At 64.9% G+C, this 25,352-nt stretch carries 23 protein-coding genes; 12 read left to right on the top strand and 11 right to left on the bottom strand.

Annotation, left to right across the window (positions count from 1 at the left end; genetic code table 11):
* Positions 1 to 399: 399 nt before the first annotated feature.
* Together RPS27_RS18660 and RPS27_RS18655 are read right to left on the bottom strand one after the other, a co-directional pair.
* A complete protein-coding gene (locus RPS27_RS18660) occupies positions 400 to 663 on the bottom strand; it encodes a hypothetical protein (protein WP_194405702.1) in 264 nt (87 codons plus the stop codon).
* A 140-nt stretch (positions 664 to 803) separates the two neighbouring features.
* Positions 804 to 1,610 carry a creatininase family protein gene (locus RPS27_RS18655; RefSeq protein WP_212065812.1) on the bottom strand — a complete coding sequence of 269 codons (807 nt, stop codon included), beginning with the start codon at positions 1,608 to 1,610 and terminating at the stop codon, positions 804 to 806.
* Between the two features lie 153 nt (positions 1,611 to 1,763).
* On the opposite strand from RPS27_RS18655, the gene RPS27_RS18650 reads away from it, so the two are divergent.
* The 6 genes from RPS27_RS18650 to RPS27_RS18625 all read left to right on the top strand — a co-directional run bounded on the left by RPS27_RS18650 (position 1,764) and on the right by RPS27_RS18625 (position 6,572).
* Positions 1,764 to 2,786, top strand: a complete 1,023-nt coding sequence (locus RPS27_RS18650) for an ABC transporter substrate-binding protein (RefSeq protein WP_212065813.1) — start codon at positions 1,764 to 1,766, stop codon at positions 2,784 to 2,786.
* A gap of 10 nt (positions 2,787 to 2,796) precedes the next feature.
* Positions 2,797 to 3,612: an ABC transporter ATP-binding protein gene (locus RPS27_RS18645; RefSeq protein ID WP_212065814.1), complete on the top strand. Its 816-nt coding sequence runs from the start codon at positions 2,797 to 2,799 to the stop codon at positions 3,610 to 3,612.
* Positions 3,609 to 4,418, top strand: a complete 810-nt coding sequence (locus tag RPS27_RS18640) for an ABC transporter permease (protein ID WP_212065815.1) — start codon at positions 3,609 to 3,611, stop codon at positions 4,416 to 4,418. Before RPS27_RS18645 ends, RPS27_RS18640 begins: the two co-directional genes overlap by 4 nt.
* A complete protein-coding gene (locus RPS27_RS18635; RefSeq protein ID WP_194405707.1) occupies positions 4,418 to 5,407 on the top strand; it encodes a 2-hydroxyacid dehydrogenase in 990 nt (329 codons plus the stop codon). The genes RPS27_RS18640 and RPS27_RS18635 overlap by 1 nt, the downstream gene beginning before the upstream one ends.
* Entirely contained in the window at positions 5,407 to 6,099 is a 693-nt protein-coding gene (locus tag RPS27_RS18630; RefSeq protein ID WP_211418803.1) for an AprI/Inh family metalloprotease inhibitor, read from the top strand. The genes RPS27_RS18635 and RPS27_RS18630 overlap by 1 nt, the downstream gene beginning before the upstream one ends.
* Positions 6,100 to 6,197: 98 nt before the next feature.
* A complete protein-coding gene (locus RPS27_RS18625; protein ID WP_211418802.1) occupies positions 6,198 to 6,572 on the top strand; it encodes a hypothetical protein in 375 nt (124 codons plus the stop codon).
* Positions 6,573 to 6,587: 15 nt separating this feature from the next.
* On the opposite strand, the gene radC is transcribed toward RPS27_RS18625, so the two are convergent.
* Positions 6,588 to 7,301, bottom strand: coding sequence for a RadC family protein (gene radC, locus RPS27_RS18620; RefSeq protein ID WP_212065816.1), 714 nt, complete (start codon positions 7,299 to 7,301; stop codon positions 6,588 to 6,590).
* 192 nt (positions 7,302 to 7,493) lie between these two features.
* Between radC and RPS27_RS18615 the strand changes: the two genes are divergently transcribed.
* Positions 7,494 to 8,480: a hypothetical protein gene (locus tag RPS27_RS18615; RefSeq protein WP_212065817.1), complete on the top strand. Its 987-nt coding sequence runs from the start codon at positions 7,494 to 7,496 to the stop codon at positions 8,478 to 8,480.
* Positions 8,481 to 8,528: 48 nt separating this feature from the next.
* Positions 8,529 to 9,587: a hypothetical protein gene (locus tag RPS27_RS18610; protein ID WP_212065818.1), complete on the top strand. Its 1,059-nt coding sequence runs from the start codon at positions 8,529 to 8,531 to the stop codon at positions 9,585 to 9,587.
* Between the two features lie 74 nt (positions 9,588 to 9,661).
* Here RPS27_RS18610 and map read toward each other — a convergent pair whose 3' ends face one another.
* Positions 9,662 to 10,483 carry a type I methionyl aminopeptidase gene (gene map, locus RPS27_RS18605; RefSeq protein WP_212065819.1) on the bottom strand — a complete coding sequence of 274 codons (822 nt, stop codon included), beginning with the start codon at positions 10,481 to 10,483 and terminating at the stop codon, positions 9,662 to 9,664.
* A 122-nt stretch (positions 10,484 to 10,605) separates the two neighbouring features.
* Positions 10,606 to 11,922, bottom strand: a complete 1,317-nt coding sequence (locus RPS27_RS18600; RefSeq protein WP_211418793.1) for a mechanosensitive ion channel family protein — start codon at positions 11,920 to 11,922, stop codon at positions 10,606 to 10,608.
* A 206-nt stretch (positions 11,923 to 12,128) separates the two neighbouring features.
* Here RPS27_RS18600 and RPS27_RS18595 point away from each other — a divergent pair, with 206 nt between their 5' ends.
* Entirely contained in the window at positions 12,129 to 13,922 is a 1,794-nt protein-coding gene (locus RPS27_RS18595) for a potassium/proton antiporter (RefSeq protein ID WP_211418792.1), read from the top strand.
* Positions 13,923 to 14,040: 118 nt separating this feature from the next.
* Here RPS27_RS18595 and modC read toward each other — a convergent pair whose 3' ends face one another.
* The 4 genes from modC to mepA all read right to left on the bottom strand — a co-directional run bounded on the left by modC (position 14,041) and on the right by mepA (position 17,333).
* A complete protein-coding gene (gene modC, locus RPS27_RS18590) occupies positions 14,041 to 14,703 on the bottom strand; it encodes a molybdenum ABC transporter ATP-binding protein (protein ID WP_212065820.1) in 663 nt (220 codons plus the stop codon).
* 2 nt (positions 14,704 to 14,705) lie between these two features.
* Positions 14,706 to 15,401, bottom strand: a complete 696-nt coding sequence (modB, locus tag RPS27_RS18585; RefSeq protein ID WP_212065821.1) for a molybdate ABC transporter permease subunit — start codon at positions 15,399 to 15,401, stop codon at positions 14,706 to 14,708.
* Positions 15,402 to 15,414: 13 nt separating this feature from the next.
* A complete protein-coding gene (gene modA, locus RPS27_RS18580; RefSeq protein ID WP_212065822.1) occupies positions 15,415 to 16,200 on the bottom strand; it encodes a molybdate ABC transporter substrate-binding protein in 786 nt (261 codons plus the stop codon).
* 188 nt (positions 16,201 to 16,388) lie between these two features.
* Positions 16,389 to 17,333, bottom strand: a complete 945-nt coding sequence (mepA, locus tag RPS27_RS18575; protein ID WP_212065823.1) for a penicillin-insensitive murein endopeptidase — start codon at positions 17,331 to 17,333, stop codon at positions 16,389 to 16,391.
* 446 nt (positions 17,334 to 17,779) lie between these two features.
* Here mepA and RPS27_RS18570 point away from each other — a divergent pair, with 446 nt between their 5' ends.
* Positions 17,780 to 19,942: a bifunctional diguanylate cyclase/phosphodiesterase gene (locus RPS27_RS18570; protein ID WP_212065824.1), complete on the top strand. Its 2,163-nt coding sequence runs from the start codon at positions 17,780 to 17,782 to the stop codon at positions 19,940 to 19,942.
* A 77-nt stretch (positions 19,943 to 20,019) separates the two neighbouring features.
* Positions 20,020 to 20,745, top strand: coding sequence for an RDD family protein (locus tag RPS27_RS18565; protein ID WP_212065825.1), 726 nt, complete (start codon positions 20,020 to 20,022; stop codon positions 20,743 to 20,745).
* 6 nt (positions 20,746 to 20,751) lie between these two features.
* Here RPS27_RS18565 and RPS27_RS18560 read toward each other — a convergent pair whose 3' ends face one another.
* Positions 20,752 to 21,918: an acyl-CoA dehydrogenase family protein gene (locus RPS27_RS18560; protein WP_313754153.1), complete on the bottom strand. Its 1,167-nt coding sequence runs from the start codon at positions 21,916 to 21,918 to the stop codon at positions 20,752 to 20,754.
* A gap of 218 nt (positions 21,919 to 22,136) precedes the next feature.
* On the opposite strand from RPS27_RS18560, the gene RPS27_RS18555 reads away from it, so the two are divergent.
* A complete protein-coding gene (locus RPS27_RS18555; protein ID WP_212065827.1) occupies positions 22,137 to 23,918 on the top strand; it encodes an alkaline phosphatase D family protein in 1,782 nt (593 codons plus the stop codon).
* Positions 23,919 to 23,929: 11 nt separating this feature from the next.
* Here the strand turns inward: RPS27_RS18555 and RPS27_RS18550 are convergent, their stop codons facing one another.
* Positions 23,930 to 25,159 carry an MFS transporter gene (locus RPS27_RS18550; RefSeq protein WP_211418784.1) on the bottom strand — a complete coding sequence of 410 codons (1,230 nt, stop codon included), beginning with the start codon at positions 25,157 to 25,159 and terminating at the stop codon, positions 23,930 to 23,932.
* Positions 25,160 to 25,352: the final 193 nt, after the last annotated feature.

Raw genomic sequence — 25,352 nt, 5'->3', positions numbered from 1 at the left:
GCAACGGTGTCTGTGATCTCTCAACGCCAAAACGCACGCCCCCAAACGCGAATGAATCCCATCCGCCGCGATATCCCTGCCGATTCGCGGCGCCTCTGTCATCAGGACTTAAAGTGCCTGCGCACCGCCGAGATGATCTCGGCTCGACGCGGGTTCTTCCCAGCCCCTCAGCTTGACCGAGATCTTATTGCGATTAATTCGCAATAGCAACTGGTGCGCATTGCCGCAGAGGATGGTTCGCACCGCTGTGTGACGGGGCTGCAACGATTCCGGCAAGTGCCACAAATGAATGACCCCGCCCGGGGGGACAGCCGGGCGGGGTCGGGGGCACGACACGGGGTGGATGAGGCGCCCGTGTCGGACGCAGGATCCACGAGAGATCGGCCTCAGGTACTCAAATCAGTAGCAGGTACGAACGCGGCCGACGTACTGGCCGAAGGCGTTGTACTGGGCGACCCAGCCGCAGCGGTGATAGCCGTAGTAATAGGGGTCGTTGCTGGCGGCGATCGCGGAGCCGACGACGGCGGCAGTGGCGATGCCGGCACCGACACCCCAGACCCAACCGGGCTGCTTGGCTTCGGCCGAGGAGGTGGTGGACACGATGCTGCCGGTGACGGCGAGGGCAGCGAGAGCGACGGCGGCAATCTTGGTCTTGATCGACATGTGAAACTCCATCCGAGGTTGAGGCGGTCCGTTGTGGCCCGCGTGCCCAGTTTGACGGAGGCTCCTCGCGTCCGGTTCGAATGCGGCAAATCCGCTGCCGGATCTGTGAACTTTCTCGAATGATTCCAGCAGGATATGGGCTAGCCGAGAGGCCCCTTGGCGAGCCTGTTCACGTCGAAGTTATCGACCTCGCTCAGCAATTCGCAAAAGGCCGTCGCGCCCTGGTCGAGCAACCGCTCGCCTTTCGCAGGCTCAGCCAATGTCGCGTTGCCGATTGCGCCGCTGGCGTTGAGATCCTGCGCCTGCCAGGCAAAGGGCGCGGGCCGTTGCGTCGACAGCCAGCGATATTGCTTCGCCATCGCGACGCTGCTCGCGGGAAAATCCGCGATCGCATCTTTCCGCACCTGATCGGGATAGCGCGCCAGCATGATCGAGGTCTCGATCGCGCCGCCGTGAATGCCGTGACGCACTTCCTCGGCCGGGAACAATTGATCCGCGCCCGACAGCCGTGACCACGATGTCGTCACCACGAACAGCTTGTGATGCGCGCGCAGATCCTGCGCGACCAGCATCATCGCCGCGCTGTTGCCGCCATGGCTGGTGATGATGACGAGCTTCTTCACGCCGCGCCGCGCGATGTCCTCGCCGATCCCGGTCCATCGCTTCAGCGCCGCTTCGGTCGGCAGCGTCTGCGTGCCCGGATAGTCGATATGCTCGGTGGAGATCCCGACCGGTTCAACCGGCAGGAACGTCGCTGGAACGCTTCCCGGCAACAGCTCGCGCACGCGCGCCAGATAGGCGTCAGCGATCAGCACGTCCGTCGTGAGCGGCAGATGGGGGCCATGCTGTTCGGTCGCCGCCAGCGGCAGCACCGCGATCCAGCGTGCCGTCTCCGCGGCGGGCGCATCGGCCCAGCGGATTGCGGTCCAGTCGCGGGACGGCGTCATCAAGGTTTCTTTGCCCGAATTTGTCACGTAATTTGCGCTATCAGGGGATGCGGACCCGGCTGGTTCGCGTCCCCTGATGTCATGCGGTTCTATCGCGTTGCGTTCATATGAGCCAGATGCGATTGGGTTTTAAGCGATCGACGGAGTGCCATTATGCCCCCCATTCACATGCGGCGAACGCTCATTGCGGGCCTCTTGGCCGCTTTCGTCTGCAGCATCCCGGCGCGCGCGGAGACGCTGGACAAGGTCACCTTCGGCACCAATTGGGTCGCCGAGGCCGAGCACGGCGGCTTCTTCCAGGCGGTGGCCGACGGCACCTACAAGAAATACGGGCTCGACGTCACCATCGTTCCCGGCGGCCCCAACGAGAACAACCGGATGCTGCTGATCGCCGGCAAGATCGATTTCTTCATGGCCGCGAACACGCTGATGTCGTTCGACGCGGTCGCCAACAACGTTCCCGTCGTGACCATCGCCGCGATCTTCCAGAAGGATCCGCAGGTGATGCTGACGCAGCCGGATGCCAAGGTTGCGAAGCTCGAGGACCTCAAGCCGCTGACGCTGTTCGTCTCCAAGGAGGGCATGGGCAGCTATTTCCAGTGGCTGAAGTCCGAATACGGCTTCAGCGAGAAGAACGTCCGCCCCTATAATTTCAATCCGCAGCCCTTCATCGCCAATCCCAAGAGCGGCATGCAGGGCTATGTCACCTCCGAGCCGTTCGCGGTGGAAAAAGCGGCGGGCTTCAAGCCCAACGTGCTGCTGCTGGCCGACTATGGCTTCAACACCTATTCGACCCTGATCGAGACGCGCCGCGACATCGTCGAGAAGAAGCCCGATCTCGTCCAGCGCTTCGTCGATGCCTCCATGGTCGGCTGGTACAACTACATCTATCGCGACAATTCCGCCGGCAACGCCATGATCAAGAAGCTCAATCCGGAGATGACCGACGATCTGCTGGCCTATTCCGTCGCCAAGATGAAGGAGCACGGCATCGTCGATTCCGGCGACAGCTTGAAGAACGGCATCGGTGCGATGAGCGACGAGCGCTACTCCTCCTTCTTCAACAAGATGGTCAAGGCCGGCGTCGTGAAGGCGGATCTCGACTTCCGCAAGTCCTACACGCTGCGCTTCGTCAACAAGGGCGTCGGCGTCGAGCTGCGTCCGAACAAGCCGTAGCGCAAGGTCGATGTCTTCAGTCAAGACCTCGTCCGCCGTCGAGACCGGCCTGTCGCATCTCGCCGTCAGCCTGCGCGGCGTGACGAAGACCTATGACAACGGCATCACGGCGCTCGGCCCGTTCGACCTCACGGTCCGCAAGGGCGAGTTCATCTCGCTGCTGGGCCCGTCCGGTTGCGGCAAGTCGACGGTGCTGCGGCTGATCGCGGAGCTCAGCGCGCCGTCCTCCGGGATCGTGCGGGTGGCGCGCCACGAGGGCGAGGCGCAGCCGGGGCACGGCATCGGCTTCGTGTTTCAGGAGCCGACCCTGATGCCCTGGGCCAGCGTGCGCGAGAACGTGCGGCTGCCGCTGAGGCTTGGCGGTGTGCCGAAGTCCGAGGGACGCGCGCGTGCGGACGCTGCGCTGGCCAGCGTCGGGCTCGCCGATTTCGCAGATAGCTTTCCGCGCGAGCTCTCCGGCGGCATGAAGATGCGGGTGTCGCTGGCGCGCGCGCTCGTCACCGATCCCGACATCCTGCTGATGGACGAGCCGTTCGCCGCGCTCGACGAGATCACGCGCTTCCGCCTCAACAACGACCTGCTCGCGCTGTGGCGAGCCCTCGGCAAGACCGTCATCTTCGTCACCCATTCGGTGTTCGAATCCGTCTACCTGTCGCAGCGCGTGGTGGTGATGACGGCGCGGCCGGGCCGCATCCAGGCCGACATCCGCATCGAGACGGTCGAGCCGCGGGGCGAAGAGTTTCGCACGTCGACTGCTTACGGCGACTACTGCCGCAAGGTCTCGGGCGCGCTGGCGCCGTCCTATTCGGGGCAGTCGCTGCTATGAGCGCGCAAGCCCCCGTCACCGCGAAGCCGCAAGGCGCGCTGCGCCTGGTGTTGCCCGTCATCGTGTTCGCCGCCGGTCTCATCGCCTGGGAACTGGTGGTCCGCGTCAAGGAGATCCCGCCTTACGTGCTGCCGGCGCCCTCGATCATCGTCCTGACGCTGATCAAGGACTGGGCCGTGCTGTCGCAATCGCTTGTCACCACGCTCCTGACCACACTCGAAGGTTTTATCGCGGCCAGCATCGGCGGCATCGCGCTGGCGCTGTTGTTCAACCAGTCGAAATGGGTGGAATACTCGCTGTTTCCCTACGCGATCGTCCTCCAGGTCACCCCGGTGATCGCAATTGCGCCGCTCCTGCTGATCTATTTGGAACAGCAGACGGCGGTCGTGGTCTGTGCCTTCATCGTCGCCTTTTTCCCGGTGCTGTCCAACACCACGCTCGGGCTCAATTCGGTCGATCGCAACCTCACCGGCCTGTTCCAGCTCTATGGCGCATCAAAGCCCCAGACCCTGCGGTTTTTGAAGCTGCCCGCCGCACTGCCCTATATTCTCGGCGGCCTGCGCATCGCCGGCGGCCTGTCGCTGATCGGCGCGGTCGTGGCCGAGATCGCTGCGGGAACGGCGGGCGCCGGCTCCGGGCTCGCCTACAGGATCGCGGAATCAGGCTATCGATTGAACATACCCCGCATGTTCGCAGCGCTGCTTTTGTTGTCGCTCGCCGGGATTGTCATCTATGGGGTGCTGGCGCTAGTTTCGCACCTCGTTTTACGGCGCTGGCACGAGAGCGCGCTTGGAAAGGAAAACTGATGGCTGCCGGTTCGATTTCGTCCGAAAAGATCGACCTTCTGATCTATGGGCCGGTGCGGCCGATCCTCGAGAACGGGTTTTCCGATCATTTCGTCGTGCACAAGGCCGAGACGCGCGGCGACCTCGAGCGGCTGACGCCGGCGATCCGCGAGAAGATTCGCGGCGTCGCCGTGACCTATCACACGGTGCGCGCCGACAAGGACTCGCTGTCGCAACTGCCCAAGATCGAGATGGTGGCGAGCTTCGGCGTCGGCTACGACCATATCGACGCCAAATATGCCGCCGAGCACAACATCATCGTCACCAACACGCCCGACGTGCTGACCGAGGAGGTCGCCGACGTCGCGATGGGCCTTCTGATCTCCACGCTGCGCGAGTTCATCAAGGCCGATCGCTATGTGCGCTCCGGGCTCTGGCAGACCCAGAACTATCCGCTCAGCGTCGGCTCGCTGCGCGACCGCAAGGTCGGCATCGTCGGCATGGGCCGGATCGGCCAGGCCATCGCACGCCGGCTCGATGCCTCGCTGGTGCCGGTGGTCTATCACTCGCGCAATCCGTCCAAGGACGTCTCCTACAAGCACTATCCTGACCTGATCGAGATGGCGAAGGCGGTGGACACGCTGATGGTGATCGTGCCCGGCGGTGCCTCGACCAACAAGATGATCAATGCCGAGGTCTTCAAGGCCCTCGGTCCCCGCGGCGTTTTGATCAACGTGGCGCGCGGCTCGGTAGTCGACGAGCCGGCGCTGGTGCAGGCGCTGAAATCCGGCACGATCCTCGCCGCCGGCCTCGACGTGTTCGCGGCCGAGCCGACGGTGCCGGACGAGCTCAAGACCATGCAGAACGTCGTGCTGCTGCCGCATATCGGCTCGGCCTCGGTGGTGACGCGCAACGCGATGGACCAGCTCGTCGTCGACAACCTCAAATCATGGTTCTCAGGCAAGGCGCCGTTGACGCCGGTTGCCGAAACGCCGTTTAGGGGGCGCTGATGAGAAGCCTTCAGGTCGTTGCATTCGCCGTCGCGGCCTCGCTGGCCGCGATCGGCGCTGCGCATGCGCAGGATGCAACGAGCCTGAAGAAGTCGATGCCCGGCCAGTGGGAGCTCTCGACCACCGAGCGCAGCAAGACCTGCGTCGTCACGATGAAGGCCGACGCCGCAGGCCAGGCTTTCAAGCTGGAGCTGGAGCCGGCCTGCAAGACGGCGCTGCCCTTCACCAAGGATATCGTCGCCTGGAGCGTCAGGGGCCTCGATATCGTTCGCCTGCAGGACGCGACCGGTGAAGCCGTGATCGACTTCACCGAGGTCGAGGCCGGCATCTTCGAAGGCCTTCGCCAGGGTGAGGGCGTCTATATCCTGCAGGATCTCGCCGCCGCCCGTTCGATGGCGAAGTCGATGGACCAGATGATCGGCGACTGGTCGATGGTGCGCGGCAACGGCCAGCCGGTGTGCGCGCTGACGCTGACCAACACCGAGGCGAGCCCCGACAATTTCCAGGTCTTCCTCAAGCCGAAATGCGACGCGACCATCGCGCAGTTCAACCCGACGCAATGGCGGCTCGAACGCGGCCAGATCGTCCTGATGTCGAAATCGGGCGCGGCCTGGCAGTTCGAGGCCGACGATAACGCGCAATGGCGGCGCGTCCCCGACACCGCCGATCCCCTGATCATGCTGCGTCAATAGGCATCCGCGCAGTCACCGCTGCCGAACGGCGACGCTCCCAGGCGGAACCCGCCGACAGGGCATTCCGTTGACGGATGAGGTGATTCTGGAGGTCCGGCATGGCCAAACGCATCCTCGCGATCGGCATCGAGCCCGGCAATGCCGATTACAGCGCGTTCCCGCAGCTCACGCCCGAACATGTCCGCAGCTACATCGAGGCCCAGCTGCTGCGTCTGCGCGGCCTCGGCTTCGAGGTCACGAGCTGCCTGATCGATCTCGATGCGACGGCCGAGGCCGCCGTCACCGCGGCCTTCCGCGACGAGCACTTCGACTGCATCGTGATCGGCGCTGGCCTGCGCGAGCCGAAGGAGCGCCTGCTGCTGTTCGAGAAAGTGCTCAACCTCGTCCACCGCCTGGCGCCGGATGCAGCGATCTGCTTCAACACCACGCCCGCCGACACCGCCGAAGCGGTGCAGCGCTGGGTGGAGCCGTGAGAGAGGTCGTGGCCCCTAAATCAACCGCATCCCGCGCAGGCTCGCATGTCCGCCTTTGCCAACGATGATGTGGTCGTGCACCGCAATCCCGAGCGGTTTTGCGATGTCGATGATAGCCTTCGTCATCTGGATGTCGGCCTGCGAGGGCGAGGGATCGCCGGAGGGGTGGTTGTGCACCAGGATCAACGCGGTCGCCGATAATTCCAGCGCGCGCTTGATCACCTCGCGCGGATAGACCGGGGTGTGGTCGACCGTGCCGGTCTGCTGCACCTCGTCGGCGATGAGCTGGTTGCGCTTGTCCAGGAAGAGCAGGCGAAATTGCTCCTTGTCGGCGAACGCCATGCTGGAGCGGCAATAGTCGATCACCTCGTTCCAGGACGACAGCGCGTTGCGGCTGTTGACCTCGCCCCTGGTCACGCGGCTCGCGGCGGCCGCGATCAGCTTGAGCTGGTTGATCGCGGCTTCGCCGATGCCGTCGACCTCGCGCAGCCGCGCCACCGGCGCATGCACGACCTCGGCGAACGAGCCGAAAATCTTGATCAGCGTCTTTGCGAGAGGTTTCGTGTCGCGTCGCGGCAGCGCCGGAAACAGCGCCATCTCCAAGAGTTCGTAGTCGCTCAGCGCATCCGCTCCGGCATTGTAGAAGCGCTCGCGCAGCCGTTCGCGGTGGCCGTGATAGTGCGGCGTTTCGGCAGCGGAGCCGTCCTTGGGGGCTGTCTTCTCGGGCATCGGCTCAAATGTGCCGTGCGAGCGGAATTTTGCAACCCAAAATCGTGCTGCTCCCCCGCTGCGTGGAGAAGATTGCGCCCGTCCGCGGCCGCTGGGCGAGCTAGGATGGGGTTGCCGCATAGCTCATTTGGGTCATGGTTCCTGTCGGCTGATTTGCCATGTTCGAATGCCAGGTTGAGGGGCCGACTTTCCATGCGACTGTCCAAAGCGCTCGTGATCGCTGTCTCATTTGTGCTGTCAGCGGGCAGCCCATGTTTCGGCGGAGATCCGTATGGGATTGCCGAGCTGGTTGCGTACGGGCCTTCCCCGGATTGCAAGAAGGTTTCCGGCGCTGCTGAAACCATGCTCTGCACGCTGCCGAAGCTGAGGGACATGGATCAGAAGCTCGAAGATCAGTGGGTGAAGATCGCTGAAAGACTGGATAAGCAAGCCCAAACCCAATCCGTTGCGGCAAGAAAGGAATGGCGCAGCCGGTTGCGAACCGATTGCGAGCGATCACTGTCTGATGAAGTTGACAAGTGCATCCGCCGCAAGTTCGAGGAGCGTCAGTCCTATCTGACGACCCTCGCCAAGGGAAATGTTGCCGTCATTGCGAAGAGCGACAGCCGAAATCCGTCCGACAGCGCCGATCAATCGTCTCCGAAAGACGATGCGCGATCCGCAAATGCGTCAAACGACATGGCCGGGAAGGCGATCTTGCTCAAGATGGTCAGATGTTCGTTGCTGACGCTGTCGGAGTCCTCGCCCACGGAACGGTGCGCGGACCATTTTGCGCTAGTCTCCATCCTCAGGGGCGGTTATCGCTTCGACAATCTGGACTGCAAGAAGAACGGCAAGACATATGCCCCCCATTTCGACAAGAGCGCGACAGACGGCGTCGCGACGCTGACTTGCCGAACCGACGGCAACACGGTGAGTCTCCTGCGCGAAGAAACCATCTACTATAAGGGCGTTCAAATACGCTCAGCGTCCCTCCAATTCATGATCCGCTCGAGGAACAGTTGCGAATTGACCGGCTATTCCCGCCGCGATCGAATGATCTGGATGAATGAGGACCTGCTCCGCGTGGTGCGCGAGCATCGCCTCCAGTCGGCAACGTCCTGCCGGATTTACGACAGCTACGAAGAGGCTCTCGCAAATATCCGGTGTGATGCCAAATCCAAATACTGCGAGGAGTAATCCATGCTGGCACCTTCTTGGGCTCTCCGGTGTCCAGGGCAGAGGGTTATGTCGCGGTGGTTTCTGGCCGCTGCTGTCGCTCTTGGCGCGGCGCAATTCACCCCCGCTTCCGCGGCCGAGGACCATCTCGGCATGGCATTGGCGGCTGGCTACCGTCCCTTCGATTGCGGTCAGGCCAACGGCACGGTCGAGAACGCGATCTGCTCCAATGCGCGGCTGAAGGCGCGTCTCGATCTGCTCGACGGGAGAATGCTACCAATCCTGGCGTCGCTGACGCCGGAGGACCGGAAGAATGTCGTTGAAGGCCGGCAGAAATGGTTCGAGCGCATGAAGGAATATTGTGACCGCGCGAACCCTCCGGACATCGAACGATGCATCTCGATGATGTTGGACACGCGTGACGGCAACCGCCTCAGCGACGATGGTGGGAGTTCAGCGAAGGCCCGGGATTACGACGCCAAGATCGCGCGATTGAGCAGTGAACTCGATCGGCTGGAGGGCCAGTGGAACGAGCAGAAGCGCAAGAAGGAAGAGGCAGATCGGCTCGAGAAGGAAAGCGCGCGGCAACGGCGCGAAGAAGCCGAGCGGGCGCGTAGCGAGTTCGGGCCCGACGTGGTGGTTTTCGCGCTGAGGAACAGCTTCCCCTACGAGGTGCAGGCCTCGTTTTATGCACAAGGCGCCGACCGGGCCTGGCCCGGCGGCAGCAAGGCCTATGGGGTCGAGCGAACGGTCAGGAAGTATCGACTGTCTTGCCGGCCGGGCGAAACGATCTGTGTGGGAGCGTGGTCCTTGAGTTCGACGGATCAATGGGGCGTCGGGATGCACAACAGGGCGTCATGCTCCGATTGTTGTGCCGCATGCGGCAGCAGACAAGTCCATGCGCACGACATTACCGGCGTTCCTACCCGCTCGTCGGGTGGCTCTGGACACGCCAGTCCGACCAGCTCGATCAATGCCGCCGAACTCTTGGGTGCTGCGATTGGCGTCGCGGGAGCCATCGCGGGCAGCAGTGGGGGCGGCGGGGGCCCGTCCTACACTGCCCCGCCGCGAACGTCCTATGGTCCTGCGATGCGCAATCGTGAAAGTGGCGTCTCGGGAGGACGCTGAGCTCCGCTCGTCGCGGAACAGGGAACGCCGACCGTCAGTTCAGGCATCTTTGGGGACCGCCCAACGGTCGTAGATCAGGCCCCGACCTGCTTCTCGCCGTGCCGTTCCGACAGCGTGAAGATCTCGACACCCGTGGCGGTGACGCCGACGGAGTGCTCGAATTGTGCCGAGAGCGAGCGGTCGCGGGTGACGGCGGTCCAGCCGTCGGAGAGGATCTTCACGTGCGGCTTGCCGAGATTGATCATCGGCTCGATGGTGAAGAACATGCCGGGCTTGAGCTGCACGCCTTCGCCGGGGCGGCCGATATGGATGATGTTCGGCTCGTCGTGGAACATGCGGCCGAGACCATGGCCGCAGAAATCGCGCACCACGCTCATGCCCTGCGGCTCGACGAAGCTCTGGATGGCATGACCGATGTCGCCGGTGGTGGCGCCGGGCTTCACCGCGGCGATGCCGCGCATCATCGCTTCATACGTCACCTCGATCAGCCGCTCGGCCTTGCGGGCGATCGGGCCGATCGCATACATCCGGCTGGAATCGCCGTACCAGCCGTCGACGATGAAGGTGACGTCGATATTGACGATGTCGCCTTCCTTGAGCGGACGGTCGCCGGGCATGCCGTGGCAGACCACGTGGTTGAGCGAGGTGCAGGTCGAGTAGCGATAGCCGCGATACATCAGCGTCGCCGGATAGGCGCCATGGCTGAAGGCGAAGTCGCGGACGAACTGGTCGATGCGCTCGGTCGGAACGCCCGGTCCGACGATGTCGGTGAGCTCGTCCAGGCACTTCGCCACCAGCGCGCCCGCCTTGCGCATGCCGGCGAAGGCGGCCGGCCCATGCAGCTTGATCTGTCCGGTCTTGCGCAGCGAGGTATCGGTGGCTTCGACGTAGCTCATGCTTGTGCGGTCTTTTCGGGCTGATCGCGATTGTCGGCGGAAAGGCTTGATTTCAGGCCCTAATTTAATGATTGCCGGCATTCATGCAAGCCGAGCCTTCCGCCCTCGTGTCCGAAAGCGGCCTAATTCGGGACTTCTACGGTGGTTTCCACCGGCAGCGCGCCGCCGCGGATGCGGATTTCGCGGACGGGGTAGGGAACCCGGATGCCCTCCCGCTTGAAGGCGTCCCACAGCGCCAGCATCACGTCGCTCTTGACCTTGTCCATGCCATCAGGGTCGGCGATCCAGAAGGTCAGCGAGAACTTCATGCCGGCTTCGGCGAACTCGGTCAGGATGCAGGTCGGCGGCTTGCCCTTCTGCGCGCGCGGATGGGCTTCCGCGGTCTCGGCCGCGAGCTTGCAGACCAGTTTCGGGTCGGCGTCGTAATTGGTGCCGAAGGCGATCTTCACCAGCGTGTTCTTGTCGGTATAGGTCCAGTTGACGACCTTCTGCGTCACCAGATCCTCGTTCGGCACCAGGAACTCGCGGCCGTCGCCGGCGGCGACGGAAATATAACGCGTCTTCATCGCGCTGATGCGGCCGGTATTGTCGCCGATGGTGACGAGGTCGCCGGGCTTCACCGACTTGTCGGCGAGCAGGATGATGCCCGAGATGAAATTGGCGACGATCTTCTGCAGGCCGATACCGATGCCGACGCCGACCGCGCCGGAGAACACCGCGAGCGCCGACAGGTCGATGCCGACCGCGCCGAGCGCGATCACGATGGCGACCGCGAGAAGCCCGATGCGGATGATCTTGACCAGCAGCACCTGCACCGACGGCGTCAGGTCGCTGGTGGCATTGATCCGGCTCTCGGCAAAATTGCTGGCGATGTTGGTCGCCCAGAGCGCGATGAGGAGGAGCGCACCGGCCTTGAGCGCCAGCAGCGGGGTCAGGCGGAGGCCGCCGAGCACGATCGCGTAGGCATCGAGCAGGTCGACGGTCGCGTCGAGCTGGCCGAGAATGGACAGCGCGGCGACGAACCACGCCGTGATCGACACCAGCTTGACGATGAAGGCATTACGCAGCACCGAGGTCACGAGCCGGATCGCGAGCCAGGCCAGCCCGAGCTTGGCGGCGACCATCAGCAGGTAGGAGCGGCTCGGCCAGGTCGCGTGGTACATCACGACGCGCGAGAGGATCACGGACAGCGTGAACACCGCCGTCGAGGCGCTGGAGACCATCACCCGGGCGAAGTGCCGGAGCGGCAGCGGCCAGCGCATCGCCAGCGAGGTCATGTCGACCCGGTTGCGGACGGCGGCCTCCGCCGCATAGGCGATGCCGGCCGCGGCCAGAATGAGGCCGAATTGCAGGTAGAACCAGGGCGAGGAGATTTCCGCCCCGACGCTGCGCGCGGTGGTCTGCACGAACTCCATGAAGTCCTTGAGGTCCATGTCCATCGGTCTCGTCGGCAAGCGGGGAGGAATTGATTCGAGGGAGCCGCAGAATCCCACAAGGGACGCGGCCGGGCCATCGATACACCGCTAAGTGATGGAGGTTAAGGCCGTATAATACGGGCAGATTGCCGCGAGAGGCGAAAATGGGTTGGCGCGCGAGTCTGCCGACGATAAGGATGCCTTTCCCGCTGCTTTGACCCGGAAGGTGGATGGCCTCTCTCGACTCCGTCAGCCTCGCCATATTGCTCGGCGCCGTCCTCGTCATGGCCGGCATCCTGTCGAGCCTGCTTGCGCTCCGCTTCGGTGCGCCCTTGCTGCTCGTCTTCCTTGCGGTCGGCATGCTCGCCGGCGATTCCGGTCCCGGCCAGCTCCAGTTCGACGACGTCCGCACCACCTATCTGGTCGGCTCGGTGGCGCTGGCCCTGATCCTGTTCGATGGCGGCCTCAGGACACGCTTTGCCAGCATCCGCACCGTGCTTGCGCCGTCCGTGGTGCTGGCCACCGCCGGCGTGCTCTTGACCGCGCTGATCACGGCGCCGTTCGCCAAATATGCGCTCGACCTCAATTGGACGGAATCGCTGCTGGTCGGCGCCGTGGTGGCCTCGACCGATGCGGCCGCCGTGTTCCTCTTGGTGCACACCCAGGGCCTGCGCCTGCGCCCGCGCGTCGGCGCGACGCTGGAGGCGGAATCCGGCACCAACGACCCCTTCGCGATCTTCCTCACCTTGATGCTGGTCGAGTACATCTCGATCGGCTCGAGCTCGCCCGGCCACGTGCTGATGGAGTTCGTGCAGGAATCGGTGCTGGGCGCCATCGTCGGCGTCATCGGCGGACGTCTCGTCGTCATGGCGCTCAACAAGGTGGCGCTGCCGCAGGGCCTGCACGCGCCGTTCGTGACCACGGCCGCGCTGGTGATCTTCGGCGGCTCGCAGATGATGCACGCCTCCGGCTTCCTCGCGGTCTATCTCGCCGGCATCATCATCGGCAACCGGCCGACGCGCGCGCATAACCAGGTGGTGGCCTTCCTCGATGCCGCGACCTGGCTGGCGCAGATCGTGATGTTCGTGCTGCTCGGCCTCCTGGTCTCGCCGAGCCGGCTCGGCACCAGCGTGCTGCCGGCGGTCGGCGTTGCCTTCGTGCTGATGCTGGTGGCACGGCCGATCGCCGTCTTCGTGTGCCTGGCGCCGTTCCGCTTCAACTGGCGTGAGAAGATCTTCATCGCCTGGACCGGCCTGCGCGGCGCGGTCGCGATCTTCCTGGCGTCGATCCCGATGCTGGTCGGTCTGTCCAAGGCCTATCTCTATTTCGATGTCGCCTTCGTCGTCGTCATCATCTCGTTGCTGCTGCAGGGGTGGACCCTGGCGCCGGCCGCGCGAAAACTGCATGTGGCGCTGCCGCGCGCCGAGCGTGGTCCGCGGCGTGTCGAGCTGGATCTGCCCGGCCAGCTCGAGCAGCAGCTGGTCGGCTATCCGGTGCGGCCCAAGAGCCTTTATTTTCGCCGCGGGCTGATCCCGTCCTGGTCCAAGCCGACGCTGGTGATCCGCAACGAGAACATCCTGACGCCGCTGGAGGCCGATCCGATCGCGCCCGGCGACTACATCTATCTGCTGGCGCCGCCGGAAAAGGCCGAATCGCTCGACCGCTTCTTCGTCGACATGCAGCCGAGCTCGGCGCCGGATCCGCATCTGCTCGGCGATTTCATGGTCTCCGGCGAGCACACGCTCGCCGAGCTCGCCGAGATCTACGGCGTGAAGGTCGGCGAGGACGAGAGCAAGCTGACGCTCGCCGATTATTTCGACGTCCATCTCGACCGCGCGCCGAAGGAGGGCGCCGAGCTCGCCCTCGACGAGATCGTGCTGGTCGCGCGCAGCATCTCCGGCGGACGCGTCAACGTCGTCGGCCTGCGCCTGCCGGAAGACGACGAGACGCCGCCGCCGCTGACGCGCGCCCAGGCGCTGCGCAAGAAGTTTTCGGATGTGTGGGCCTCGGTGGCGGGGGTTTAGTGCTTCCTCATCATTGCGAGGAGCTCTTGCGACGAAGCTATCCAGATTGCCACTGCGGAGGCAGTCTGGATTGCTTCGCTACGCTCGCAATGACCGCGGAGAGAGCTGTGCGGGTCCCTCACGCCAGCACCTTCACCCCACCAAAACTCGTCACGCGGCCCTGCTTCAGCATCACGATCTGCGTGGCGAGCTGGCGCAGCTCGGCAGCGTCGTGGCTGACATAGACCATGGGGACATTGGCTTCGTCGCGCAGCCGCACCAGATAGGGCAGGATCTCGAGCTTGCGGCCCTCGTCGAGCGCGCCGAGCGGCTCGTCGAGCAGCAACAGGCGCGGCCGTGACAGCAGCGCGCGTCCGAGCGCGACGCGCTGACGCTCGCCGCCGGAGAGCTTTCCGGGTCGGCGGTCGAGCAGGGCGCCGATATCGAGCAGATCGATGACGCGCTTGTGTTGCGCCGGATCGGGCGCAAGGCTGTTCATCCGCCGTCCATAGTCCAGGTTCTGCGCGACATTGAAATGCGGGAACAGTCGCGCGTCCTGGAACACATAGCCGATGCGGCGGCGATACGTCGGCACGTGAATGCCGGCCGCAATGTCGTCGACGGTCTCACCATCGATCACGATGGTGCCCCGGTCGGGCTGCAACAGGCCTGCGATCATGTTGACCAGCGACGTCTTGCCGGCGCCCGACGCGCCGAACAGGCCGATGACGCGACCCTCGCTGGCGAAGGACGCGGACAGCGAGAACTCGCCGAGCTGCTTTTCGATGTCGACCCGCAGCATGGTCAGTTCCCGTGCAGGCGCTGCGTGGCGCGGCGGGCGAACCATTCGGCAGCGATCAGCGCGCCCAGCGCCAGCACGATCGAGACGATCACGAGCCGGCCGGCTGCGGCATCGCCATCCGGTGTCTGGATCAACGAATAGATCGCCGACGAAATCGTCTGGGTCTCGCCGGGAATGTTGGAGACGAAGGTGATGGTGGCGCCGAACTCGCCGATCGCCTTGGCAAAGCCCAGCACCATGCCGGCGAGCACGCCGGGCAGCGCCAGCGGCAGCGTCACCGTGAAGAACACTTTCCACGGTGCCGCGCCAAGCGTCTCGGCGGCCTGCTCGAGCCGGCGGTCGATCGCCTCGATCGACAGCCGCATCGGCCGCACCAGGAGCGGAAACGCCATCACCCCGCAGGCGAGCGCCGCGCCGGTCCAGCGGAACGAGAACACGATGCCGAGATAATCGGCGAGAAATCCTCCGACGAGGCCGCGCCGGCCGAAGCTGAGGAGCAGCAGATAGCCGGTGACGACCGGCGGCAGCACCAGCGGCAGATGCACGACGGCATCCAGCACCGACTTGCCCCAGAAATCGCGCCGCGCCAGCAGCCAAGCCAGCGCGATGCCGAACGGCGTCGCCACCAGCGTTGCGATGATCGCGACCCTGAGCGAGAGCAGGATCGCCGTCCATTCGGCGGGAGAGATATCGAACATCAAGTCGTCAATATCAGATTGTCGGGCTGACCAGGAACTTGAAGCCGTATTTTTCAAAGATGGTCTTGGCGGCCGAGGAGCGCAGGAAGGCGAGATAGTCGCTGGTCCCGGCCTTGGCGGTCGTAGTCGCCGCAACCGGATAGATGATCGCGGGATGCGAGTCCGCCGGGAAGGTGCCGACGATCTTGACGGAGGGATCGACCTTGGCGTCGGTGGAATAGACGATGCCGAGCGCGGCCTCGCCGCGGGCGACCAGCGTCAGCGCGGCGCGCACGCTCTCGGCCATGGCGAATTTCGGCTCCGCTGCCTGCCAGGCGCCGAGCTTCTCCAGCGCCGCCTTGGCGTATTTGCCGACGGGGACCGACTTGACGTCGCCCGTCGCGATCCTGCCGTCGCCGGCGAGCTTGGCGAGGTCAAAACCTTGCGCGATGGTGACGTTGTCGACCTTGGAATCCTTCGGCGCGATCAGCACGATGCTGTTGCCGAGCAGGTTGACCCTGGACGCCTCGTAGATGGTCTTCTTGGCGATCGCATAGTCCATCCAGTCGGTGTCGGCCGAGACGAACACGTCGGCCGGCGCGCCCTGCTCGATCTGCCTCGCCAGCACGGAGCTCGCGGCATAGCTGACCGAGAACCCGATGCCGGTCTTGGCGGTGTAGGCCGCGTCGACCTCGTCGAGCGCGTTCTTCATCGAGGCGGCGGCGAACACGGTGATGGTCTTGTCCTCGGCGGCGGCCGGCGAAAGGCTTGCGCCCGCGAGGATCACGAAGGCGGCGAAAAGTCCTGAAATGCGTAACATGGGCAGCGCTCCCTGCGAATCCGCGCGCGCAGGATGCGCGCACAGGACTGGCGTTGGTGGGGTCGTTAGCGACGGGTGGAAGCGCTGCTCCACGGGACCCGGCGGCGGCTTACGGCCGGCTGGGATATCGCAATTGCGAAGATAGCAGGCTGACGCCGGAGGTCAAAGGGCGGCGTGCTGACCAAGGCTTACGGCTTCGCATCCACCGCATGCAGCACGGCCTTGCAGGCCGCCGGCATCTGCGCCAGCGTCATGGGCGGCTTCGGCTTAGGCGGCTCCGGCGGCGGCTTGGGGTGCAGCACCGCGTCGGAGAACCAATAGGCGAGATCGGCGGGCTTGCAGCCTTCGTCCTCGGACTGCGACGGCTGGCCCTCGCACTCGCCGGCACCGGCCGGGCAGCGCATGCGGATGTGAAAATGGTAGTCGTGGCCCCACCAGGGGCGGATCTTCGAGAGCCAGGCGCGGTCGCCCTTGGCCTCGCGGCAAAGCGCCTTCTTGATCGCGGCGTTGACGAAGATGCGCTGCACCGCCGGCTCCCGCGCCGCATCGCGCAGCACCAGCACATGGCCGGGCGTGAACACGCGGGGGTCGATGTCGAGCCGGTCCTGGCGCACCATCATCACCGCCGACATGTCTTCGCGCTCCTCGCGCGAAAGGCGGCGGTCCGGCATCGGCGTCAGCCAGATGTCGGCATCGAGACCGATCTGGTGGCTGGCATGGCCCGACAGCGCCGGGCCGCCGCGCGGCTGGGCGATGTCTCCGACCAGGATGCCCGGCCATCCCGCGTCCTTGTGCGCCCTGGCCGCGAGCCGCTTGATCAGCGCGATCATCTCGGGGTGGCCATAGCTGCGGTTGCGCGACAGCCGCATCACCTGCCAATGATCGCCGTTGACCGGCATCTGATCCGCGCCGCCGATGCAGCCCTTGGTGTAGGAGCCGATGACATGCGCCGGTCCCTTCGACGGCAGCAGCTTTCGCGCGAATAGTTCCTTCGCGGCGAGGTCCGGGTCGTTCGGGTTGACGAGCGGCGGCAGCGGCTTCGGATTCACGCTGCCCTTGTCCTGGGCCGGCGCGTCGCCGGCGGACAGGAACGTCATGACAAGCAGGAGGAGGACAATGCAGCGGCGACTCATGAAGATGTCCTTATAGCCCAATGCTACATCAGGGTTAAGAATGAGGCCTGGGCCCGGCCACCGGCTCACGCGGCTCGCCAAATCGTGTCTCGAACGGCGTTTCTTAAGGGGGCAATAACCGTATCCTGCATTGACCAAAATTCGTGCGCGGGGTGAGAAAAATCCGCGGGTCGCATGCAATCGCACGAGATTTCGGAACTGATTCAAGCGTGCGCGCAATTTTGCGGCAAATCGATCATCGATTGCGGCGCTGGGCCCAGTCTGACGGCGCCGGCCGCCGCAACGGCGCCACGCAAACAGGCAGCAAGCTCCGCCGGGCGCGGACCGCGGCCGCCCAAGATTACTTTTCTTTCAGACACTTGCCTCAAGACTTGCGCCGCGGGGCGCGATTGGGACGAGTGAAGTTGGGTTTGAAGTCTCGAAAAGCAACAAAGCGAAACAGAGGCGTGCGTGTCCGGACCGGCCAATCGCCGCGCAAGCTGCGCTTCGCGCGCAGGCAGCAGGCCCTTTCCGGACGCGACGAAGTCCTGCGCAGCCGCGCCGAGGCGGAAGCCGCGATCGCGGACGCGCGCAAATCCCATGAGCGCCTGCGCCAGGCCGTCGACATCCTGCCGCAGGGCATCGTGTTTCTCGATGCCGAAGGCCGCTACGTGCTCTGGAACAAGAAATACGCCGAGATCTACAGCAAGACCGCCGATCTGTTCGAAGAGGGCGCGCGCCTCGAAGACACGCTGCGCATCGGTGTTGCCCGCGGCGACTACCCGGAGGCGGCGGGCCACGAGGACGAGTGGATCGCCGCGCGTCTGCGACGGCTCTATCAGCCCGGCGCGCGCCACGAGCAGAAGCTGTCGGACGGCCGCGTCATCCTGATCGACGAGCGCCTGACCGATGACGGCGGCGTGGTTGGCCTCCGCGTCGACATCACCGAGTTGAAGCAGCGCGAGGCCTCGTTCCGCCTGCTGTTCGACGGCAATCCCGTCCCCATGATCGTCTGCGCGCTGGAAGACGAGCGCATCCTCGGCGTCAACGATGCCGCGGTCGCACATTACGGTTACAGCCGCGCCGAGTTCGAGCGGCTGACGATCCGCGCCCTGCAGGCCTTCGACAGCGAGCCGCCCTGGATCGCCGACCGTTCGAGCGAGGAGCAGGCCGGCCGCACCTGGAAGCACGTCAAGGCCGACGGCGCGCTGATCGACCTTGCGATCTATTTCCGCGAACTGACCTATGCCGAGCGGCCGGCGGTGCTGCTTGCGCTGATGGACATCACCGAGCGCAAGCGCGCCGAGGCGCGGCTCGCCTTCATGGCCCAGCATGACGCCCTGACCGGCCTGCCCAACCGCACCCTGCTGCGCCAGCAGATGGACGAGATGCTGCTGCACACGCGGCGCAGCGCCGAGAAGGTCGCGCTCTTGATGCTGGGGCTCGACAATTTCAAGGCGGTCAACGACACGCTGGGGCACGCGGTCGGCGACAAGCTGCTGCGCGGCGTCGCCAAGCGGCTGCGCTCGACGCTGCGCGAGGAAGACGCGCTGGCGCGGCTCAATTCCGACGAATTCGCGATCTTGCAGAGCGGCTTGACGCGGCCCGAGGACGCGGTGGGCCTGGCAAAACGCCTGCTCGAGGCCATCGCCGATCCCTATCTGCTCGACGGTCATTCCGTGGTGATCGGCGCCTCGATCGGCATCGCCATGGCGCCGGGCGACGGCGATGAGTCCGAGAAGCTGCTCAAGAGCGCCGACATGGCGTTGTCGCGCGCCAAGCAGGATGCGCGCGGCAGCTTCGCGTTCTTCGAGGCCGCGCTCGACGCCAGGGCGCAGAGCCGCCGCAAGATCGAGGTCGAGCTGCGCGATGCGATCCAGCACGACGTGCTGCGCCCGTATTACCAGCCGCTGATCGATCTCCAGAGCGGCCGCATTACCGGCTTCGAGGCGCTGGTGCGCTGGCCGCACGCCGAGCGCGGCATGGTCTCGCCGGCCGAGTTCATTCCGGTGGCCGAGGACACCGGCCTGATCAATCCGCTCGGCCGGCTGATGCTGCGCCGGGCCTGCCTCGATGCCGCGACCTGGCCGGACGACGTCCGCGTCGCCGTCAATTTGTCGCCGCTGCAGTTTCGCAGCGGCAATCTGCTCTCGATGGTGACGGAGGCGCTTAAAGCTTCCGGCCTGCCGCCGCGCCGGCTCGAGCTAGAGATCACCGAGACGCTGCTGCTGGAGAAGAGCGCGCAGGTGCTGGCGACGCTGCATGCCTTGCGCGCGCTGGGTGTGCGCATCTCGATGGACGATTTCGGCACCGGCTATTCCAGCCTCAGCTATTTGCGCAGCTTCCCCTTCGACAAGATCAAGATCGACCAGTCCTTCGTCCGCGATCTCGGCGCCAACCGCGAGGCGCAGGCGATCATTCGCTCCATCGTCAGCCTCGGCAAGGGCTTGGGGGTCACCATCACCGCCGAAGGCGTCGAGACCGAAGCCGAGCTGAGCTGCCTCAGGGCCGAAGGCTGCGACGAAGGCCAGGGCTTTCTGTTCAGCAAGGCCCGGCCCAATATCGAGATCGTCAGCCTGCTCGCCGCCCAGCGCGGCATCGACGGCGGCGAGGCCGCGCTGGTGGCGTAGGCGCTGCCGCGGGGCAATCGAACCTGCCGCGCGCTGCCGGCGTCTCATGATTGGATCGATCGAACGGATGCGGCCCCATGATCTCTGATGCGCCTCCGCTGCCGCTGCCTGGCCCGCGCTATGCCCGCTTCTCGCGCCGGTTCAAGGCCGTCCTGCTGGACTGGATGGTGGCGACGGCCCTGCTGTTCGGCGCCCTGGCGGTTGCCAGCAATGTCGCGAGCGATGGACTCAGCCGCAGTCTCGGCGTCGCGGTCGTCGTCATCCTGCTGCTCTACGAGCCGGTGCTGGTCTGGCGCGCCGGCGGCACGCTCGGGCATATCTGGACCAATTTGCGCGTCGTCGACGACCACGGCGGCATTCTGAGCTTCGCCAAGGCGTTGGCGCGCTTTGCCGTCAAGAGCATTCTGGGCTGGTATTCGTTCGTGATCCTGGCTGCCACGCGCCGTAACCAGGCGGTGCACGATCTGCTGACGCATTCGACCGTCCAGATCCGCGATCCCGCCAAGGCGAAGCCCGGCCAGTTCGTCACGGAGCGGCGCGAGGACGATCCAACCATGCCCTCGCGCCTGCGGCGTGCGCTCGTGACAATGGTATATCTGGCGCTCGGTGTCTTCCTCTATCTCGGTGTGCTCGCGGTCCTGGTCCGCGCCGGCGTCCTGTCGCGCGCGTGCCTCTACCAGGACGTTTGCAACGGAAGCGACCACATCGTCGACTCCGCCGCCGCTGTGGCCCTCCTGCTGATGATTGCCCTGGTTATCGTCATGGGCTGGCGCGGCCGGCTGCTCGGTGCTCGCAAGGCGTAGGCGAATTCAGCCCTTGGCGCCGGAGCCCTCCGCCAGGATCGCCTTGCCCACATCCTCATAATGGCTGTCCCGCGCCTGGATCTGCTGCGCGATGGCGTGCATGTCGCGAAACCGTCGCTCGAACGGATGCTTTCGGAACACCGCGGTCGCGCCCGCCATGTGATAGGCGGCGTCGACCACGCGTCCCGATTGATGGATGGTCCAGGTCGCCGCCAGGCGGACCGCGCTGCGATGGGCCGCGCTGAATTCGCCCGCGACGCAGAGATCGTGCCACATCGCATGCGCGGTGGCATAGAGATAGGCGCGGGCCGCGCGCAAATCGCCTTCGGTGCGGCCGATCAGCCCCTGGACAGCCTGATTGTCGCGCATGGCGCCGCCTGCCAGTGAGGGGTGCTTTGCGCGCGCCAGCGCGATGGCGGCATCCAGCGTGGCGCGTGCGATGCCGAGCGAGACCGCGGCAAAGCCGAGGCTGAAGGCAGAGCCGGTGCCGATTTTGTGGAGCGGGCCCGTCTCGCGCAGCGCCGAGGCCACGTCGCGAAAGGCCGTGAAGCGCTCGGGGATGAAGAGGTCGGCCACCTCGTAGGAATCCGTGCCGGTGCCGGCAAGGCCGATCGCCTGCCACACGTCGTGCAACACCGCGCTCGCGGCGGGGAACAGGATGGTGCGCATCTCCGGCGAGCCATCGGCATTCTTCCGCGGGCTGCCGTCGGCCCCGAGGATGCGCACATGGGCCCCGAGCCAGCTCGCCTGCCGCGAGCCCGAGGCGAAATCCCACCGCGCCGTGACGCGATAGCCGCCCTCGACACTGCGCGCCTCATGCGCGATCGCACCCCAGGCCAGGATGCCGGGCGGTGTATTGAAGATCTCCTGCGCGGTGTCGGGGTCGAGCGACGCCGCGATCATCGCGCAGACGCTGCACTGGCCGAGACACCAGGCGGTCGAGGCGTCAGCCTTCGCGATCTCCTCCAGCATCTGCATGAAGATCTCGATCGGGGCCTCGGTGCCGCCGAGACTTTGCGGGAGGAGGGCGCGATAGAGCCCGTTCTCGATCAGCGCGGCGACGACCGCCGGCGTCAACCGCCGCGTCCGCTCGATCTCGTCCGCCTCGCGCGCAATCAGCGGCGCAATGGCGCGGGCCCGTTCGACGAGGTCGATGGTCGAGGCCTTTGTCATGTCTCTTCCCGTGCCCCTCTTGATTGCTGTTCGGTGGGCGGGCGGATGGTGACCCATTCGTCGGGTCCGATCAAGAATTCCGCGCCCGCGGCGAAAATCAGCCGCGTGCAGGATGCTAGCGCCATCGCGGCATCCGGCCTCACCGTCGCAAACACCTTCCGGTTGCATTATTATCCGTCCTGAACTTTACTGACCGTTTTCAGCACGGGGAGATTTTCATGGTCAGTTTGCGCGAGCCGGGACTGGGACCGATTGTCGGTCACACCACTGATACGACGGCCAGGATTTGGGTCCGCGCCTCGGATCCCGCGGATGACAGGGCGCAGCTCGACGAAAATCGCCGCACCATTGGCGTGATCGGGATCCTGGAAGACGGCAAGATCAATTTCGCTTGGTACTTCCGGCTCAACCGGGAATTTGACCGCACGGGGACCTTCGTCCTCGGCTCGGACGTCCAGCTCGGATACTATGACTCGATCGACCTCGACAGCGTGGAAGAAGTCGCAGTCGCGGTAAACCTGAACAAAAACGTGCCGGCAAAGCCGCTCACGCCGAATACGGCATACACCGTTCTGGTCGGCGTGCTTACGGTCGACGATCCCACGCCGAACACGTCCCGGACGTCGGATCTGAATCTCATCGCGATCCTGCCTGATATCGACATCATCAAGAACGATCTATTGAGGCTCGACCGGTCGAAATGCGAAGCGACGTTCCGCACCTTCCCGCCTGCGGGGCAGATCGCCGACACTCTCGCATTCCTGCTCGGGTCGTGCCGCTATCCGGGGCTGCTTTGGAAGATCAAGGAGGCCGACCAGATCTTCGGGCCGATGTCCCAGCACTTCAAGGATAGCCCGATCGGCCCGGCGGCTTCCTTCACCATGATGTGCGGCGATCAGATCTACGCCGACATGCTCAATCGCTTCGTTCCGATCCTGCGAGCCGAGCGGTACGACGAATTTCAGGAGCGCTATACGACGGCCTATTCGGCGCAGAACCTGCGCAATCTGCTGCAGCGATCGAGCACCTACATGATCCTCGACGACCACGAGATCGAGGATAACTGGACCCAGGACCGGCTGAGGGGCGATCCCGGCAAGCACATGGTGTTCAACTACGCGGTCACCGCTTACATGAACTACCAATGGAGCCACAGTCCGCGCACCTGGGGGCGTCTGCTATACTATACGTTCGATTGCGGCGGCTATCCGTTCTTCGTTCTCGACACCCGCACGCAGCGTTACAAGAACAACAACGACCGCGCGTTGGATAACGGACTGCGCGACAATTACATGCTCGGCTATCCCACCATCGACGAGCATCATCCCGGACAAATGCGCAGGCTGAAAGACTGGCTTTCGCAGATGCAGAAGGATCGCAACAACGTCCCGAAGTTCATCGTCTCATCCAGCGTGTTCGTTCCGAATGCGATGGACGAACGGATCGACGACCGGACGAAGAAAGGTCTCGATACCCTGCTGTTCGACGTCAACGGAAACAATCGCGACGACAGCGACAGCTGGCCGGCATTTCCGCAGACGCGCAAGGAACTGCTCGACCACATCGTCGACGAAGCCATTCAGAATGTCGTCTTCCTCTCCGGCGACATTCACTGCTCGAACGTCGCCGAAATCTCCTTCGAGCGGGATCAGGGCCAGAGGAAGAGAGTCCTGCCTCTCAGGGCATTCGCGGTCACGTCATCGGCGTTCTATTGGCCGTTTCCGTTCGCCGATGGAGACCCGAACGGGTATGTGCACGATTCCCGCTTGCCCGAGCAATGGGACGCGTTTCCGCTCAAGGACGGCAAGACGCGCATGCACTACAAATCATGGGGCTTTACCCAGGACGACAATTTCGCGCGCCTCGAGATCGACAGGACGAAATCGCAGCTCAAGGTTCGCGTGTTCGATCGCAACGGCAAACCGGTCGTGAACACCGAGGTCGCTTCAGGCAAGAACGTTCCGCTGGAGACCGACCTGCAACTGGAGCCCTGGACTTAGCCACGGAAATCTCACCGTGCGACGGCCGCGCCGCGGCCGAGATCCATGGGCTCGCGTCGTTTGGTCGGAAAGCTCAATGCCACCGCGACGGCGGCGAGGCCGATCGCGAAGGATCCGGCATGCAGCCAGGTGTATTGCTGGAAATTGTCGAACACGAGCCCGCCGGCCCACGGCCCGAGTGCCATGCCGAGGCTGGCGAAGGCCGACACCGCGCCGAACACGGTGCCCATGATGCGCGCGCCGAAGAACTCGCGGACCAGCACCGCATAGAGCGGCATCACGCCGCCATAGGCGAGGCCGAACACCACCGAGAGCGCGTAGAACTCGCCGAGCTGGGCGACCGCAAGATAGGTCGCGATGCACATTGCCTGCACGAAGAGGCCGCCGACCAGCACGGGCTTTGCACCGATACGGTCGGCGAGCGCACCCAGCAGCAGGCGGCCGCCGAGGCCCGAAACGCCGGCGACGCTGTAGACCGTCACCGCCGTGAGCGGGGCGATGCCGCACACCATGGCATAGGACACCATGTGGAAGATCGGGCCGGAATGCGCGGCGCAGCAGGCGAAATGCGCGGCCGCCAGCGCGACGAATTGCGGCGTGCGCAACGCCTGCGCCGCGGTCAGCTCGACATCAGGCGGAGCGTCTGCATTCGTGGCGCCTGCCGCCGCCGGCGCCGGGCGCACCAGGAAGCAGGCGGGTATCAGGAGCACCCAGGCAGCACAGCCGATCACCAGCATCGCGGTGCGCCAGTCATAGGCGGTGATCAGCCAGCTCGCGGTCGGCGCGATCGTCACCGGCGAGACGCCCATGCCGGCCGAGACCAGCGCCACCGCGAGGCTGCGGTTCTTTTCGATCCACGCGCTCGCCAGCGCCATCATCGGTGCGTAGAAACTGCCGGCGGCAATGCCGATCAGCACGCCGAAGCAAAGCTGGAATTGCCACAGGCTCGTCGCCTGGCTCGCGGTGACCAGGCCGAGGCCCAGCAAGAGGCTTCCCGCGAGCACCACGATGCGGGTGCCGAACCGGTCCGACAGCGCGCCCCAGAGGAACGCGGCAAATCCCATGCAGAGGAAATCCAGTGTCGCCGCCGCCGACACGCCGGCGCGCGACCAGCCCATCGCATCCGAGATCGGCTGCAGGAACACCGCCAGCGACAGCATCGTGCCGAACCCGACACAGGTCATCAGCGCTCCCGCTGCGACGACGACCCAGCCATAGTCGAAGCGTGATGGCTTGCTCATTGCGTTTCCTCGGCGCTCTTGGTTTTGTTGATGCTGCGCGCGGCGATGGTGGCCCATTGGGCGGTGAAGGGCAAGGCAGGCTGCGACCGCACGCTGACACCGTCTGCCCGTCATGATAGCATGACGCTCGTCACTGGCCCGCGTTCGCAAGCGCACACACAGGAACGTGTGAGGAGGCAAGTTCAATGACATG

It is taken from the genome of Bradyrhizobium sp. WYCCWR 12699, assembly GCF_032144035.1.
GTDB lineage: Bacteria > Pseudomonadota > Alphaproteobacteria > Rhizobiales > Xanthobacteraceae > Bradyrhizobium.
Note: the sequence above shows the minus strand (reverse complement) of the source record. Positions and strands in the feature narration are given on the sequence as shown.